At 58.2% G+C, this 14,772-nt stretch carries 16 protein-coding genes; all 16 read left to right on the top strand.

Annotated elements, in window-relative coordinates; translation table 11 throughout:
- Positions 1-103: 103 nt before the first annotated feature.
- The 16 genes from QFX07_RS04405 (at position 104) to QFX07_RS04480 (ending at position 14,768) form a co-directional block, all read left to right on the top strand.
- Positions 104-415, top strand: a complete 312-nt coding sequence (locus tag QFX07_RS04405) for a hypothetical protein (RefSeq protein ID WP_279754963.1) — start codon at positions 104-106, stop codon at positions 413-415.
- Complete coding sequence (locus QFX07_RS04410; protein ID WP_279754962.1) at positions 378-1,826, top strand: hypothetical protein; 1,449 nt, start codon at positions 378-380, stop codon at positions 1,824-1,826. Before QFX07_RS04405 ends, QFX07_RS04410 begins: the two co-directional genes overlap by 38 nt.
- Positions 1,823-3,298, top strand: coding sequence for a phage portal protein (locus QFX07_RS04415; RefSeq protein WP_279754961.1), 1,476 nt, complete (start codon positions 1,823-1,825; stop codon positions 3,296-3,298). Before QFX07_RS04410 ends, QFX07_RS04415 begins: the two co-directional genes overlap by 4 nt.
- A gap of 26 nt (positions 3,299-3,324) precedes the next feature.
- Positions 3,325-4,662: a VG15 protein gene (locus tag QFX07_RS04420; protein ID WP_279754960.1), complete on the top strand. Its 1,338-nt coding sequence runs from the start codon at positions 3,325-3,327 to the stop codon at positions 4,660-4,662.
- Entirely contained in the window at positions 4,655-4,990 is a 336-nt protein-coding gene (locus QFX07_RS04425; protein ID WP_049353063.1) for a hypothetical protein, read from the top strand. Before QFX07_RS04420 ends, QFX07_RS04425 begins: the two co-directional genes overlap by 8 nt.
- Before the next feature lie 136 nt (positions 4,991-5,126).
- Entirely contained in the window at positions 5,127-5,651 is a 525-nt protein-coding gene (locus QFX07_RS04430; RefSeq protein WP_279754959.1) for a hypothetical protein, read from the top strand.
- A 31-nt stretch (positions 5,652-5,682) separates the two neighbouring features.
- Positions 5,683-6,588 carry a phage major capsid protein gene (locus QFX07_RS04435; RefSeq protein WP_279754958.1) on the top strand — a complete coding sequence of 302 codons (906 nt, stop codon included), beginning with the start codon at positions 5,683-5,685 and terminating at the stop codon, positions 6,586-6,588.
- 8 nt (positions 6,589-6,596) lie between these two features.
- Positions 6,597-7,031 (top strand): hypothetical protein, encoded by a 435-nt coding sequence (locus QFX07_RS04440; RefSeq protein ID WP_279754957.1) that lies wholly within the window; start codon positions 6,597-6,599, stop codon positions 7,029-7,031.
- A 295-nt stretch (positions 7,032-7,326) separates the two neighbouring features.
- Complete coding sequence (locus tag QFX07_RS04445) at positions 7,327-7,572, top strand: hypothetical protein (RefSeq protein WP_279754955.1); 246 nt, start codon at positions 7,327-7,329, stop codon at positions 7,570-7,572.
- On the top strand, positions 7,573-7,992 hold the full coding sequence (locus QFX07_RS04450) for a hypothetical protein (RefSeq protein WP_070600060.1): 420 nt from the start codon (positions 7,573-7,575) through the stop codon (positions 7,990-7,992).
- Positions 7,993-8,015: 23 nt separating this feature from the next.
- Complete coding sequence (locus QFX07_RS04455; protein WP_279754954.1) at positions 8,016-8,537, top strand: phage tail tube protein; 522 nt, start codon at positions 8,016-8,018, stop codon at positions 8,535-8,537.
- A gap of 132 nt (positions 8,538-8,669) precedes the next feature.
- Positions 8,670-9,005 carry a hypothetical protein gene (locus tag QFX07_RS04460; RefSeq protein ID WP_070600064.1) on the top strand — a complete coding sequence of 112 codons (336 nt, stop codon included), beginning with the start codon at positions 8,670-8,672 and terminating at the stop codon, positions 9,003-9,005.
- Positions 9,006-9,109: 104 nt separating this feature from the next.
- Positions 9,110-9,376 (top strand): DUF5361 domain-containing protein, encoded by a 267-nt coding sequence (locus QFX07_RS04465; RefSeq protein WP_279754953.1) that lies wholly within the window; start codon positions 9,110-9,112, stop codon positions 9,374-9,376.
- A gap of 30 nt (positions 9,377-9,406) precedes the next feature.
- Complete coding sequence (locus tag QFX07_RS04470; protein WP_279754952.1) at positions 9,407-13,003, top strand: tape measure protein; 3,597 nt, start codon at positions 9,407-9,409, stop codon at positions 13,001-13,003.
- Positions 13,003-13,896 carry a hypothetical protein gene (locus QFX07_RS04475; RefSeq protein ID WP_279754951.1) on the top strand — a complete coding sequence of 298 codons (894 nt, stop codon included), beginning with the start codon at positions 13,003-13,005 and terminating at the stop codon, positions 13,894-13,896. The genes QFX07_RS04470 and QFX07_RS04475 overlap by 1 nt, the downstream gene beginning before the upstream one ends.
- 11 nt (positions 13,897-13,907) lie before the next feature.
- Entirely contained in the window at positions 13,908-14,768 is an 861-nt protein-coding gene (locus tag QFX07_RS04480; RefSeq protein WP_279754950.1) for a hypothetical protein, read from the top strand.
- Positions 14,769-14,772 lie beyond the last annotated feature (4 nt).

Below are 14,772 nucleotides of genomic sequence, written 5' to 3' on the forward strand. Positions count from 1 at the left end.
GGGGGGTACCCCCTCCCCCGGAGGGTGAGTTCGCGCCCTCCGGCGATAGCGATATATCCACAGCAAATTTCCACATAATACGGGTTCGACAAGGAGTGATACCTTGAGCAAAGGCAAGCCTAAGCAGCTCGAATCTATCGATTTTGAGGGAGCCACCCAAGAGGAAGGCTCCCTTTCTCATGCCACCGCAACCGGCACCCGCCTCGACAGGCTCCGTGCCCTGCGCAGCAAACTCGCCGCGCACATCGACAACCCCAACACGCTGGCCCGTGACCTCGCCGCGCTCGCACGCCGATTCCAGGACCTCGATAAGGACATCGAGGAGCTGGAACAGCTAGAGCAGCAGTACGGGGCAGAGATTGAAGGAGAGCACCATCATGAAGAAGATGCCCCCTTCGACCCGTCCACTCTCTGAGGTCGCCGCACAGCTCAAGATACCTACTGGAATTGTGGCGACCGGTTGGCCGTCCATTGCTCGGCAGCTCATGAAGATGAGCTACCCGCTCGATAGCTGGCAGATTGATATTGGCCGCCTGGTTTTCGCGAAGCGCAAGGACGGGTTCTATGCCGCCGGCGTGGGTGGCGCCGCGCTGAGTCTACCTCGACAGGTAGGTAAGACCCACATGATTGCTGGCTTCATCTTCGCCGCCTGCATCGCTTCTCCGAACACGCTCGTCCTCTGGTCGGCGCACCGCGCTCGCACCCACAACGAGACGTTCCAGTCCATGCAGGGCCTTGCGGCTCGCCCGGCGGTTGCCCCGTTCATCTCCCATGTCCGCCGCGGTGCCGGTCAGGAGGCCGTAGAGTTCGCGAATGGTTCACGAATTCTCTTCGGCGCTCGTGAAAGCGGCTTTGGTCGTGGCTTCGCGAAGGTTGATGTCATTGTGCTTGATGAGGCGCAGATTCTCACCGAGAAGGCACTGGACGACATGCTCCCTGCGACCAACGCGGCACCGAACGGATTAGTGCTGATGATGGGTACGCCGCCGAAGCCGACAGACCCCAGCGAAGTGTTCAGTCGGCACCGCGCCGAGTCTCTCGCTGGGGATAAGGACAAGCTTTATATCGAATGTGCAGCAGACCCCGGCTGTAGAGCTGACGATAAGAAGCAATGGGCTAAGGCAAATCCCTCATACCCGACACGAGTCAGCGCTGTCGCAATTGAACGCATGCGAAAGAACCTCACTCCCGATTCATTCAGGCGTGAGGCACTCGGAATCTGGGACGAAGCCACAGCAACCCAGTCAGCCTTCACCCCTGAAGCTTGGCACGCATGCGAGGGCGAAGCCCCCAAGGAGGGCCGCACCGTGTTCGGTGTGCGATTCTCTCCTGACGGTATGGAAGTCGCGCTCGCTGTCGCTCGCCGCCCGGATACTGGCGGCCCAATCTTCATCGAGGGCCTGCGATCTGAACCTCTTTCCAATGGTACCGGCTGGCTCGTAGACTTCCTCGCCGAGCATGCCTCCCGCGCTGCCCAGATTGTTATCGACGGCAAGGCGGGTATCGGCTACCTTACGAACGCGCTCCGTGAAGCAGGCGTGAAATCCAAGACGCTCATCTGGCAGCCATCACTGGACCAGGTCATTGTTGCTCACGCGACGGTCGAGCAGGCAATCATTGGCAAGGACCTCACTCACAGCAACCAGCCTGAACTAACCCAGCAGGTGCTCTCCTGTACCCGCCGAAAGATTGGCAACCGAGGAGGTTTCGGTTGGCAGGCTGCAGAGGGAGGTAGCGTCACCCTGTTTGAGGCTGCCACGCTGGCTTACTGGGGCGCACGCGTAACCAAACGCAACCCCGCACGGAAACAAAGGATTAGCGTATGAGTGACTTCTTCCCTATCCCCGCCGATGGTGGGGATATTTTTACGCCTACTGAGTTGGCGCAGCTACGGCTCATGCGAGACCAGCTACAGGCCAAGCGCGCCAGGAACCGGGTGCGACAGAACTATTACGACCAGCGTGTAGGACTCAAAGATCTGGGTATCTCGATTCCTCCGCAGCTGCGGAATATCGATTCGGTGCTCGGATGGCCTGCCAAGACCGTGGATGTGCTTGCTGACCGTATCCGATTTGAGAAGTTCATCTCGACTCATGAGAGCAATATCGACCCGTTTGGTTTGAATGAGTTGGTGGCGCAGAACGATTTTCAGGAGGTGTTCGCCCAGGCGGCATCCTCCGCTCTGATTAATTCGTGCGCGTTCATCACGGTCACTCAGGGCGATACTGAGGCGGGTGAGCCGGAGGTTCTTTGGCTGCCGCGTAGCGCTCACTGGGCTACTGGACTGTGGGATCAGCGCAAGCGCTCGCTCGCTGCCGGGTTGTCTGTGACTCGTACGGATACGGACGAGTTTGGGGACGTGACGGTGCGCGAGGTAACCGTGTACCTGCCGGATAAGACGGTGGTGCTCGGGTTCCCTGCGGCTGGTGAGCGTGCTGAGGCTACCGCTGTTGTGCTGCCGAACCCCGTGGGGCGTCCTTTGATGGTCGCTCTGGTGGTGGGGGCTGACCTGCGCCGCCCGTTTGGGCGCTCGCGGATTACGCGGGCGGTCATGTCGCTTACGGATTCGGCGGTGCGTACGATTGTGCGTTCCGAGGTTGCGGCGGAGTTTTTCTCGACGCCGCAGCGCGCTATTTTGGGTGCGGACCCGGAGGCCTTGGACGCGTCGAAGTGGGACGCAGTCATGTCGAAGATGCTCGCGATTAGTAGGGATGAGAACGGTGAGTTGCCGCAGATTCAGCAGTTCTCACAGATGTCGATGCAGCCGCACACTGAGCAGTTGCGACAGTGGGCGGCGTTGCTAGCGGCGGAGTCGTCTATCCCGTTGGATGAGCTTGGTTTTCCCTCTGATAACCCTTCGAGTGATTCGGCGATTCAGTCGCAGCGCGACCCGTTGCGGCTGGCGGCGGAGCGCTGTATCAGGGGGTTCCAGTCTGCGTTGCGTCAGGTTGCTGTGCTGACGGTAGCTTTGCGGCGTGGGTGGGAGACCGCCCAGGAGGCAACAAATGTACAGGCGCACTTCGCACCGACGGTGCATGTATCGGATGCAGCTGCGGCAGATGCTGTGCTGAAGCAGGTGCAGGTCATGCCGTGGCTCGCGGAGTCCGGTGTGGTACTGGAGAAGCTCGGGTACAGTGCGACGACGGCGGAGCGGCTCATGAACGATAAGCGCCGCGCCGAAGGCGTCCAGGCTCTTGGGTTCTATAAGCAGTACAAGGAACGTAAGGATGCTGAGCAAGCTCAGCGGCAGGAGAAGCTAGCGAAGCAACCGCTGGGTGAGTTTGAAGTAACAGAATAACGGAATGATGGCGAGGTACCCCCGGTATGGATATGCAGGATATTAGGTACCTCGCCGAAGGCTTGAACGGTATCGTGGCGGAAGCTACAGATCTGTTTGAGGCACGCATCAGGGAGCTTGTTGAGCAGGGTGCACCGTGGGAGCTGGTGCGTGAAGAAGCACGCCGCATGTTCATCTCACTGGTGGACGGATACCGTGTGCAGGCTGAAGCTTCGGGGGAGGAATGGTACAGGTATCTGCGGGAGCTCGCTGTGGGGGAGGCCGCAGGGTTGCCTTCTGTTGAGGTGCCGCTGGTGGAGCGCAGGAAGTTGAGCTCTGCTGTCTGGTGGGCTTCGCAGTGGCTAGAAGAGCCGAACGTGGATGTGGAGCGTGCGCTGGCGGTGTTATCCGAGCGGCTCGACCAGTTCATCAAACATGCTGGGCGCGAGAAGGTTACCCAGCTTGCGGTGGCTGATCCGGCAGCGAAGCGTTTCGGGCGTGTGCCGGTGGGCTCCACCTGCACCTGGTGCGAGATGCTCGCTTCGCGCGGGTTCGTCTACACTAGCCCTAAAAGCGCCGGTATGTTTATGCGGTTCCATTACAAGTGCGATTGCCAGGTGGTGCCCGGGTTTGAGGGCAAGAACCCGGTGGAGGGTTACGATCCTGGCGTGTATAAGGCTCGGTATGAGGCGGCTGTTGCGGCGTTGCGTGCGGAGTCGAAGCCTGGAACACGCTTTGTTGATCGGGATGTGGCGTGGCGGATGGGTGTGATGTTTCCCGAGGTGTACGGCCGTAAATCGGCGGCTCTGGCATGGGAGGGTGAGACTATCCCTCTTGGAGATGGTGTTGCTGCACGTGTGGCGGCAAAGCATACCAAGCAGGATGCTCAAGCGTTGCAGCGCTGGGCAGAAGGTAAACAGCCAGATGGGATACCGTATTATGTGCGTCTGCAGAAGGCGATTCTGGGTGAGATTCCCTGGACTCGTGAGCTGAAAAAGCTTCGTCGCGAGTTGGATAGCGCGATTGACCGGTCTGTGGTCTTGGAGTCGTTTACGGTATCGCGATGGGCACCATTAGAGACTTTCGGTGTGGGCAAGATTGAGGAAATATACTCGCTTCGAGGCTCATTCATAGAGCACAGACCGTATATCGCTGCTGCTGATAAACCTAGTGGGGTAAAAACTAGTAGTGGACGAGTTCAGATGCACGTGTACGTTCCTGCGGGGTCTGGGCTCGCGCCGGTGTGGACACACACAGAGAAATATCGGGGCCAGCGAGAAATTCTGTTGTTACGAGGTGGTATGCTAGACATAATAGACGTCATGAGTATGCCTGACGGTTCCCCGCTGGTTTTTGCATATTATCAGGAGGTTCCCCATGAGTAGCGAGATCGCAGAAGAAGCTTACGATTATCGTGAAGACCCTGAGTATTGGCGTGCCCCGTTCGATTTTACGAAGCCCATATCTGATGCAAATACTCCGGAGGGGTGGATGCGTGCTGAGTTGAAAGGGCGTTTTTTCAACGCTCCGGTGGCACGCCCTGGTGCCGAATATGAGTGGGGTTTAGCAGAGATTAAGCGTAGGAACGAAGCTAAGGAATTCCCCTTCAGATATAGCGAAGTAACCAGGTTGTATCGTGAGAAGGTAGCTAATGGTGAGTTGCCAGATGTTTATGCTGGCACTCCATACGATTTGGCGCTTCTGCCTTTCTAACATAGTTTCCCTTTCCGTCCGGGGTTTTGGGCGGCATAACCGAATATAGAACATATTTTTTACAACACCACCCGTGTAGACGAGTTTCCGTCTGCACCGGGTGGTGTTGGTGCTTAACGAAGCAAGGAGCAACCCTATGAGTGAGAACACCACAGTCGAGACGGCAGAAGTCTCCGAGCAGCCGCAGGTAACCCCCGCGGATGTCGCGGCGGCGCAGCACGAGCACATGGAGGAACCTGCGTTCCGCACCATCACCTCGCAGCGCCAGCTTGACACCATTATCGCCGAGCGACTCAAGCGTGAACGTGCAAAGTTTGCCGACTACGCCGACCTGCGCGAGAAGGCTGCCACCGTGGATGAGCTAACCGCTCGTGCCGAGCAGGCAGAAGGGCGTCTAGCCGAGCTCGAGCACGCGGAGAAGGTGCGCGGATGGAGTGAAGCCGCCGCCGCCGAGTACGGTGTTCCCGCTTCCGCCCTGCGTGGGGAGACGCAGAAGGAGCTAATCGAACACGCGGCGCTTCTGTCTGAGCTGCTCCACGGCGGTGCTACCGGTGGTGCGGCGGGTAACCGCACCGTCATCAAGACCGAGGGTGAAGGGGCGGGGCTTGCGCTCAATGGCGACCCGCTACTGGACAAGCTCAAGGGCGTCCTCGGCATCTAGCTAATCCTCTTCTAGGAAAGGAAAAACCGTTATGGCTATTACCGCCGCAACTAAGACCAGCGACCTCGCCGGGTTTATCCGCCCCGAGATTGCGCAGGCATACTTCGCAGAGGTTCAGAAGGCTTCTGTGGTGCAGTCTCTGGCACGTCAGGTGCCTCTCTCTGTCTCTGGTGAGGCTATCCCCGTACCAACTACGAAGCCCACCGCCTCCTGGGTGGAAGAAGGCGCTAAGAAGCCCACGACCCAGGCGGGGCTGACCCTGAAGACCATGACCCCTAAGAAGATTGCCGCCATCGCGGTGGTCTCCGCCGAGGTCGTCCGTGCGAACCCCGGTAACTACATGGAAGTTCTGCGTCAGGAGATCGCGGAGTCGTTCGCTCGCGCGTTCGACGATGCCGTTATTCACGGCACCTCGAACCCGTTCGGCGTGGGCAGTCACCTTGCCTCCACCAGCAAGGCTGTGAAGCTCGGTACTTCTCCCGCGAATAAGGGCGGTATCTTTGCCGACCTGAACTCGGGTCTGGAACTGCTGGTGAAGGATAAGAAGAAGCTCAACGGCTTCGTGTTCGATGACGTTGCTGAGCCGCTGTTTAACGCCTCGGTGGATGCTAACGGTCGCCCGCTGTTCGTGCCTGAGCCGACCGTGGCAACCGCTGCTGTGCGTTCCGGTACCGTGCTGGGTCGTCCCGCTTCGTTTGCTGATACCGTGGCGAACGGTACCGCTGCCGGTTCGGTGGTCGGTATCGGTGGTGACTTCTCGAAGGCGCTGTGGGGCACTGTGGGTGGCATCAACTTCGATGTGTCCACCGAGTCCACCGTGACGATTGGCAACCAGCTGGTCTCTCTGTGGGAGAACAACCTGGTTGCGATTCGCGCCGAGGCCGAGTTCGGTTGGCTTATCGAGTCCAACGCCCACTTCGTCAAGTACACCCTGTAGGAGACGCAATGGCAGTCTACGGATTCCCACAGCTGACTGCCGACGACCTGCGCGCCCGCTGGCCTGACATGCCTCCAGGGGCAGACTCTCACGCAGAGGTGCTCCTGGAGGACGCAGGCGTGTACATCCGAGCGGTCGCCCCGAACTGGGAAGACCTCGACCCGGATGCAATCGCAATCGTCGCCTGCCGAATGGTCAAGCGCAGCATGTCTGCCGGCCAGCTCATCGACGGAGCATCGTCTCTGTCTCAGACAGCCGGTCCGTTCAACCAGCAGGTCACATTTGCTAACCCTAACGGCGACCTGTACCTGACTAAAGCGGACAAGAAGCTGCTGGGTATCGGCACACAGACATTCAGCACCTACGACATGCTCAGCAACCGGCGGGAGGTGTCGAATGTGGCTTACTCAACGATTCCTTATTCAGCACTTGGCGAGGATTGAGGAAGTAGAGGACAGCTGGGGCACTAAACACTCCGTGTGGGCCGACCCAACCGAAGTCGCCGTGTACGGTTGGGCACCAGCAAGCGCCGACCAGCTCATGCGCGATCTGGATACCGGCATCCGCCGTGACTGCGACCTATACGCCCCCGAACCTTTCGCCTCACCAGGCGACAGGATACTACTCCCCGGAGCGGGGACGTTCGAAGTCGTAGGGCACCCGGAAGACTACTCGACCGGTCCGTTCGGATTCAAAAACGCAGTGCGTATCAACCTCCTACAAGTAGAAGGCTAAACAATGGCCGAAAAAACCAAAGTGAAGCTGCACCTACCTGGGTTCTACGCACTGCGTACCTCACCCGAAATGCAGGCATTGCTCAATGAGCAAGCCCAAGCAATCCAGAGCCGCGCCGGAGCAAACTACAAGCACAGCGTGCATGTAGGCGCAAAAACCGCCGTGGCCCGCGTCTACCCCGCAGGCGCAGCCGGAATCAGAGAAGAGCGCAAACATGCCTCTCTCTCCAAGGCTGTAGGAGGCTGGTAAATGGCAGAAGTCATCCTCTACGAGGACATCTTCAAAACGCTCCGGCACATCATCAACCAGATCACCGGGCTGGACGTACACGTCGGGCGACTGCCCACCGTACGCCCAGCCCGGTTCGTGCACCTCACACCCTCTGGAGGCGAAGACAACAGCCCCGTCCACGGGCAACGAGCCTTCGTCCTGGATGTATGGGGCTCTAAGCCTGCAGGGGATAGAGAAGCATATGAGATGTCCGAACTTATCAGAGCAAACCTCAAAGCGCTCGCCGGCGTGCATGACGGGTTCACAATCTATCGGACACGGCCGGTGGGTGCAATTGTGTGGATGCCTGATGATGAATCGAACCAGCCCAGGTATCGGCAGAACTGGGCAATCTCGTATAGGGGCACCGTTGTGGAGTCCGCAATCAAAACCAATTAATCCAATGAATGGAGGGAACCATTATGGCTCTTACCGCTTCTAATGTGCGCGTGGGCGTCACCGGTGCAATCTATAAGGCACCGTTGAAGACCGCAGCACCGGCAAACGCCGCCGCAGCAATCGATGCCCGGTTCAAGGACCTAGGCTATATCTCTGAAGACGGCGTAACTCAGACTATCGACTCTGATAAGTCCGAGATCAAGGCGTGGCAGAACGGCGACATCGTCCGCACTATTCAGACCTCTCATAATGTGAGCTTCCAGTTCACCCTGATTGAGACCAGCGAAGAGGTGCTCAAGCTCTACTACGCCGACCCGACCGCAACCGCAACCGCGGTGAAGGTCACCGGTGCACAGTCTGCGCATGACTCCTACGTGCTGGATGTGCTGGATGGCGACAAGACTATCCGAATTGTCATCCCGGACGGTCAGGTCACCGAACGTGGTGAAATCACCTACAAGACTGATGAGGCCATCGGCTACCAGGTGACCGTTGCCGCGTACCCGGACGCCACCGGTGCGAAGGCTTACCTGTACCTGAAGTAAGCAACCAAGCTTGTACTCTGCCTGCCCTATAGCGCAGGCTTTGTGTGTTTTTCCGGCGCTAACAACCGGCAGGCAGAGTGCAGAACATTGGCTAAGAAGAAACACACACCTTAGACCTTGAAGGAGAAACACATGAGCAAGAACGACCTGGTCGTTGATGAAAACGGTATCGCACGACCCCAGGACCACAAGCGTAAGGGCAAGAAGGACCTGCGCCGAGTCAAGCTGCGCGGTATCACCTGGGAAATCGATGTGGACGCCATGGACGATGCAGACCTGATGGAAGACCTCGTGGAGTCCGAGAACGGCAACCCTAAGGCAATGTTCACCGTTATCGATGCCATCGTGACTAACGGTGGTGTGAAGGCTGTCAAGGACGCTCTTCGCGATAAGAACGGCAAGGTGAAGTTCTCCGCATACTCCAAGTTCTTTATGGAACTGATGGAGCGTCTGAACCCTTCTTCCTAACGCTCCTGTCCCTACGCAGGGGCTATAGGGAGCAAATAGATGTTGACTGTATCCGCTACTACGGGGCGCCATTTTTGGAAACCCTGCACCGTTACGGAGTGCTCATGACCGCGGCCTTGATCCGGTACCTGCCGGAAGATTCCGCGACCATGCGTAGCATCAACCAGCGTTGGAGTATCACCGACCACCTGCTGGCGGCAATCTATGACCAGCTATCAGTCGCTAACTGGCAACGCTCAGCAGACGGGCAGAAGAACCGCCGGCGCCCCAAACCGATACCCAGACCGGGTGTCGAAGACGCAGATAAGAAGAAATTCGGTACAACCGTGGTCAGTCTGGAAGAGGCAAAGCATCGTTTCAGACGCGACTAACCTAACCCCTTGGAGAGGAGAGAAACATATATGGCCGGTGGCTACGAACTCGCAAAGGCATATGTCTCAGTTATCGCCTCTACCAAGGGTGCAGGTGCCCAGATTATTGCTGAGATGGGCTCTGCAGGTGACAGCGCGGGCGCAAAGGCAGCCGCTGGCTTCGGCTCAAAGTTCGGCTCCATTGTCCCCGGGCTGGTCACCAAAGCACTTGGAGGCATTAGTCTGGGCGCGGTCTTTGGCACCGCATTCAGCAAGGGCTTTAACCGTCTCAAGGCGATTGACGTTGCGCAGGCAAAGTTGCGTGGTCTGGGAAATGATGCGGATAGCGTGAAGGTCATTATGGACAACGCGTCTGCTTCCGTGAAGGGTACCGCGTTCGGTTTGGACGCGGCAGCGACTGCTGCGGCCGGTGCTGTGGCGGCTGGTATTCAGCCCGGTGAACGACTGGAAGCAGTCCTGAAGTCCGTATCCAACTCCGCAGCTGCCTCCGGCTCCAGCATGGAAGAAATGGGCGCGATCTATAACAAGGTTGCCTCCGTGGGTAAGGCTCAGAATGATGTGTTGGCGCAGGTCGCCGACCGAGGCATCCCCATCTACCAGGCACTCGCGGACGAACTGGGTAAGACTACTGAAGAGGTCTTCAAGATGGCCTCCGACGGTAAGATCAACTTTGAGACCTTCGAAAAGGCAATGACGAAGGCTGCTGGTACCGTGGCAACTGAAATGGGTAACACCCTGCCCGGTGCATTCGCCAACGCACAGGCTGCGCTCGGTCGCTTCGGTGCTAACATCCTTTCCGGCGTATATCCGGCGCTCACCCAATTCTTCCTGGCATTCCAGGGGTGGATGAAGCCGGTCGAAGCATTCGGCAAGGTTATCGGCACACAGATTGGTGCGGGTATCACCAAGGCAGGACAAGCCATTAGCGCCTTTGCTGCGGGCTTCAAGTCCACCATGGGTGATGGCAAGAGCTTCACGGTCACCTTCGAGATTATCCGTGAAGAGATTGCCCGGTTTGCCTCCGCATTCCAGACCCAAGGCGCAGGCATTGTCGGCGTAGCCCAGAAGGTAGGGTCATTCCTTGGAACCGTCTTGCCTCCTCTGCTGCATTCCTTCGTCTCGGTTGCGCTGAACATTATCCGTGTGGTGGGCTCCCTGGCGGTTGCGTTCAAGTCCGCCCTTCCCAGCTTCAGTGGAGCAGGGGACGGAGCAAACACAGCAACGGCCGCATTCGATATTCTCGAGTCGTCCATCCGCCTGCTCTCGACTGGACTTTTCCAGCTCTCCCAGTTCATCGAGAACCACCAGCAGGGAGTCGGTAGGCTCGTCCTCGCACTCGGCACCGCCGTCACCGCATACAAGGGCGTGACAACCGCAATCGGGCTGGGAAAGAGCGCCATCGAATCCTACAACGCCGCTATGGGCACCATCTCGGCCGCAAAGGACACCGTCATGGGCGTAGCCGAAGGATTCAAAATGCTAACCAGCGGGGCAGGCTCCGCTGCAGAAATCGCAGAGCTCGGAAGGAACTACCAGCTGGGTGCAACTGCCGCCTCCGTCTACGAGGTAGCTGTCCGTGCGGCAACTGCAGCACAAACCGCCTTCAACACTGCTTCCGCGAACATCGCGAGCAATCTCTCTAAAGCATTTGGCCTGATGAAGGCTAATCCTTTTACCTCTTTGGTCGGTGCTATCGGCATCGTCGCAGGTGCGCTCGCCTACTTCTTCACGCAAACGGAGACTGGGCGCGCCGCGTGGGAATCGTTGATGCAGGCTATCCAGCCTGCTATCGACCAGATTATGCCTATGCTGTCTCAGGCGTTCCAGGGCATTGTGCAGGCTTTGCAACCGGTTATTGCTACGGTGGTGCCTATGCTCGGTCAGCTGGGCGCTAATATCCTTCAGGCTTTGCAACCGGTAATTAGTCAGGTTGCACCTAAGCTGGTAGAGCTGGGAGGGAAGGTTGCTACCGCGTTCGGTAAGCTGCTGCCTGCGATTATGCCTGCTGTGGAAGCTATCGGTGGGGCTTTCTCCCGTATGCTCCCGGTGATTGGTAACGTGGTCGGGCAGATTGCGTCTATGGTGGGTCCCATCTTTGAGACGCTCGGCCCGGCTATCGTTGCTTCGTTGCAACCGGTCATTCCGGTAGTCAGCGGATTCTTCGAGCGTATGGGCGCATGGATCCCGCAGATTGTGCAGTCCCTGTCTCCATTGATCCCGCTGTTCGTCCAGTTCGGCACGACGCTTATGCAACAGCTGGCACCGATTGGCGAACAGGTGATGTCTCAGCTGATGCCGGCAATTATGGAGCTGGCAACTACTCTGATGTCATTCCTGCCTCAGATTGCGCAGATTTTCCAGGCGATTATGCCGGTCATTATGCAGGCTATCGGCGCGATTCTGGCTATGCTCCCGCAGATTGTCGGAATCTTTATTGAGCTTGTCCCAGTCGTGGTGAGCGTGGTCGGTGCTATCGGTCAGCTGGCAGCTGCGCTCCTTGATATTGTCACCGCGATTATCCCGGTGCTCCTGCCTGTCTTCCAGGCACTCATCGGGGTTATCGGCGCAATTCTAGCGGCGCTTCTGCCTCTGATTGCAGCAATCATCAACACGGTTATTCCCATCGTGCTGAGCCTCATCGAGGCAATCATGCCGATTGTCAATATGCTGATTCAGATTCTGGTGCCCGCAATCCAGATGGTTCTGACAGTGGTGCAGGCAGTTATCGGGGCAATCGTCCCGATTATCCAGGCAGCTATCGCTATTATCACCGGCATTATCAAACTCTTTACCAGTGTGCTCAAGGGTGACTGGCAGGGTGCATGGGATGCCGTGAAGCAGATTCTAGAAGGCGCATGGAACCTGATAAAGTCCATCGTCACCGGCGCAATCAACGTTGTCCGCAGCGTTATTGAAGCCGGCGTGAACTTCATCAAGGCAGTATGGGAAGCCGCCTGGAACGGCATCAAATCGTTCTTCACAACGATTATGAACGGCATCACCACCGGTGTCAGCAACGGCATCCAGTCGGTAGTAAACTTCTTCCGAAACCTCGGCTCCGACATCATCAATACTCTGTCCAGTCTGCCCGGAAGGATGGTCCAGATTGGTTCAGAGATCATGGCAGGCATCGGCCAGGGTATCGCTAACGGTATCGGTGCAGTCCGCCAAGGATTCAACAACCTGTTGAGCATGCTCCCCGGCTGGGCTAAAGACATCCTCGGTATCCACTCGCCGTCACGAGTCATGCGTGACCAGGTCGGCCGCTGGATCCCCGCAGGTGTCGCTGTCGGTGTAGAGAACGGAACCGGAGCACTCCGCGACTCTGTGCACCGCATGGCAAACGGAGCCATTGATTCCGTGCAGAACTCCATGGATGACCTCTACGACATCCTGGCGCCGCGAGACATTGAATGGAGCCTCAACGTGGCAGTGAACGAGCCAGCCTTGGCAAACCTGAACGGATCTATCAACGCCAACACCGCCTACAACCCCGCCCCGGTACCCAGTGCAAAGCCTCAGCTGCACGTCCACGTTGAACCGCCTACCGGCGTCGAAGACGTAGATCGCTTCGGGAAGCGAGTTATGCAGGCAATCAACTATGAGATGAACGGAGTGCTGGTCTAATGGTCGATTTAGCTCAGGGCGGCGCTCGCTCCGTATGGCGAGCAGCCCTATCCGGTCCCCATGGGGAGCTGGTGCTCTCAACCTATGAGACGGCGGAGGAGCTGGAAATCTGGCTCACCGACATAGACGGTTTCTACGGAGGAGTGGGCGTAGAAACCTCCGATATTCAGCGCAAGCTCGGACATGGAATGCTCTCAGTACCAGCTCGCCGGTCAGGACGTGCACTCACGCTCAAAGGCACCATCGTTGCCCCCGGCATGAACACCCGCGACTTGTCCGCCCGATTCACCTCATCCCTGCTCTGGGACGGTGCACTTGGCAGCCTCACCGTCTCCTCCGATTGGGGCGAGCTATCCTGTGCCGTACGTATCGACGGGGCGGTAAAGACCGAGTTGCTAAGCGATGTGGGCCTACATTTTGAAGTGCCCCTCCTCGCTCCCGAGCCCTGGCTCTACGGGCCGGAATTCACCACCCAGATATTCCCCGCAGGCCAGGGCACCGGGCTACGCTACCCGCTCTTTGCCCAGAAACCCAAACCCGAGGGCACACTGCACTTCGGCGACCAGGCGCTACCATCTAGCGTCGCGCTCGCTCATGAGGGCACCGCCACCGCGTACCCCACCTATGTTGTGCAGGGGGAGTGGGATTCGGGGTTCCGTCTGGTCAATAGCGGGCGTGTGGTCGAGTACCCCTACCAGGTGCATTCTGCCGCGCCGGTAACGGTGGATTGCCATAAGGGCGCTATCTACATCGGCGGATTCGACATGTCGTACCTGCTTACTCGCAGGGAATGGCATTCGGTGCCTGCCCGCAGTGGTTTCCAGCCTCGTGTGGAGTCCCTGGCACCGTCCACCGGCTGGGTGGATGTTCATCTACGAGACACCTACATCTAAGGAGCAAATATATGGCTACTGGTTTCGGTATCCCTAACGACATGGTGGGTAATGGCACCACCCCCGAGGACATTCAGACCATCACCGCTGCAGAGTACCCGGAGGCTGGTGTTATCTCCGGCTGTGAGGTGACCGGTACATCCACCATGAAGTACAAGGTCGCCGGTGGGGCTGTGGTCATCCATCTTTCTCCGGGGCGCGCAGTGCGTGTCCCTGTGCTGGCTCAGGATCTGACTACCCAGCCGGCACCGGCGACCGGTACCCGCACCGAGTATGTGTATGTCAAGCAGAACACTTTGCAGGATGGCGGTAATATCCACGCGACCGTGGGCATCGGCTCCTCGGTGCCCTCGAACGCGGTCATGCTCTCCAAGCGTGAGATTCGCGCGGGCATGACCTCCACCAGCGCAGCACCCGAGGCAGGCAATATCGTCTATTCCCGCCCCGTGGGTGGTTTGCTGGGTCTGCTGCACCATTCCTGGTATATGGACCGGTCCGCTGTAAACAGGGGTGAATACAGGCGCGGGGAGGGCACCTTCTACGTGCCAACCGATAGGAACATCGATATCCGCCTCTCCTCTTCCGTATCCAACGCTGTAGGCGGCGGGAATAACGCCTCGGCGCGCATCAGCGACACCGGCTCGGTCACCTATGAAATCTGGCTGGACGATAAGAAAATCCTCTCCCGAGAGCGCGCATACAACAATGTCTTTGACACCGAGGATTTCGCCCGTATCTGGACCGTCAAAGCTGGAGTGCACCGCATCTACTACAAGGTCCGCCACCAATGGGGATACCCCTGGTGGATGGTACGCGACAACGCAGCAGGCGACCAGCTCGCAGTGGTCGATATGGGCGTAGCAAAGGAGTAAACCA

The organism is Rothia similimucilaginosa (assembly GCF_029850985.2).
GTDB lineage: Bacteria > Actinomycetota > Actinomycetes > Actinomycetales > Micrococcaceae > Rothia.

Excerpts from the sequence above, each read along its gene's own strand:
- QFX07_RS04410 (WP_279754962.1), top strand. The coding sequence starts at position 378 with ATGAAGAAGATGCCCCCTTCGACCCGTCCACTCTCTGAGGTCGCCGCA.
- QFX07_RS04415 (WP_279754961.1), top strand. The coding sequence starts at position 1,823 with ATGAGTGACTTCTTCCCTATCCCCGCCGATGGTGGGGATATTTTTACG.
- QFX07_RS04420 (WP_279754960.1), top strand. The coding sequence starts at position 3,325 with ATGGATATGCAGGATATTAGGTACCTCGCCGAAGGCTTGAACGGTATC.
- QFX07_RS04425 (WP_049353063.1), top strand. The coding sequence starts at position 4,655 with ATGAGTAGCGAGATCGCAGAAGAAGCTTACGATTATCGTGAAGACCCT.
- QFX07_RS04430 (WP_279754959.1), top strand. The coding sequence starts at position 5,127 with ATGAGTGAGAACACCACAGTCGAGACGGCAGAAGTCTCCGAGCAGCCG.
- QFX07_RS04435 (WP_279754958.1), top strand. The coding sequence starts at position 5,683 with ATGGCTATTACCGCCGCAACTAAGACCAGCGACCTCGCCGGGTTTATC.
- QFX07_RS04440 (WP_279754957.1), top strand. The coding sequence starts at position 6,597 with ATGGCAGTCTACGGATTCCCACAGCTGACTGCCGACGACCTGCGCGCC.
- QFX07_RS04445 (WP_279754955.1), top strand. The coding sequence starts at position 7,327 with ATGGCCGAAAAAACCAAAGTGAAGCTGCACCTACCTGGGTTCTACGCA.
- QFX07_RS04450 (WP_070600060.1), top strand. The coding sequence starts at position 7,573 with ATGGCAGAAGTCATCCTCTACGAGGACATCTTCAAAACGCTCCGGCAC.
- QFX07_RS04455 (WP_279754954.1), top strand. The coding sequence starts at position 8,016 with ATGGCTCTTACCGCTTCTAATGTGCGCGTGGGCGTCACCGGTGCAATC.
- QFX07_RS04460 (WP_070600064.1), top strand. The coding sequence starts at position 8,670 with ATGAGCAAGAACGACCTGGTCGTTGATGAAAACGGTATCGCACGACCC.
- QFX07_RS04465 (WP_279754953.1), top strand. The coding sequence starts at position 9,110 with ATGACCGCGGCCTTGATCCGGTACCTGCCGGAAGATTCCGCGACCATG.
- QFX07_RS04470 (WP_279754952.1), top strand. The coding sequence starts at position 9,407 with ATGGCCGGTGGCTACGAACTCGCAAAGGCATATGTCTCAGTTATCGCC.
- QFX07_RS04475 (WP_279754951.1), top strand. The coding sequence starts at position 13,003 with ATGGTCGATTTAGCTCAGGGCGGCGCTCGCTCCGTATGGCGAGCAGCC.
- QFX07_RS04480 (WP_279754950.1), top strand. The coding sequence starts at position 13,908 with ATGGCTACTGGTTTCGGTATCCCTAACGACATGGTGGGTAATGGCACC.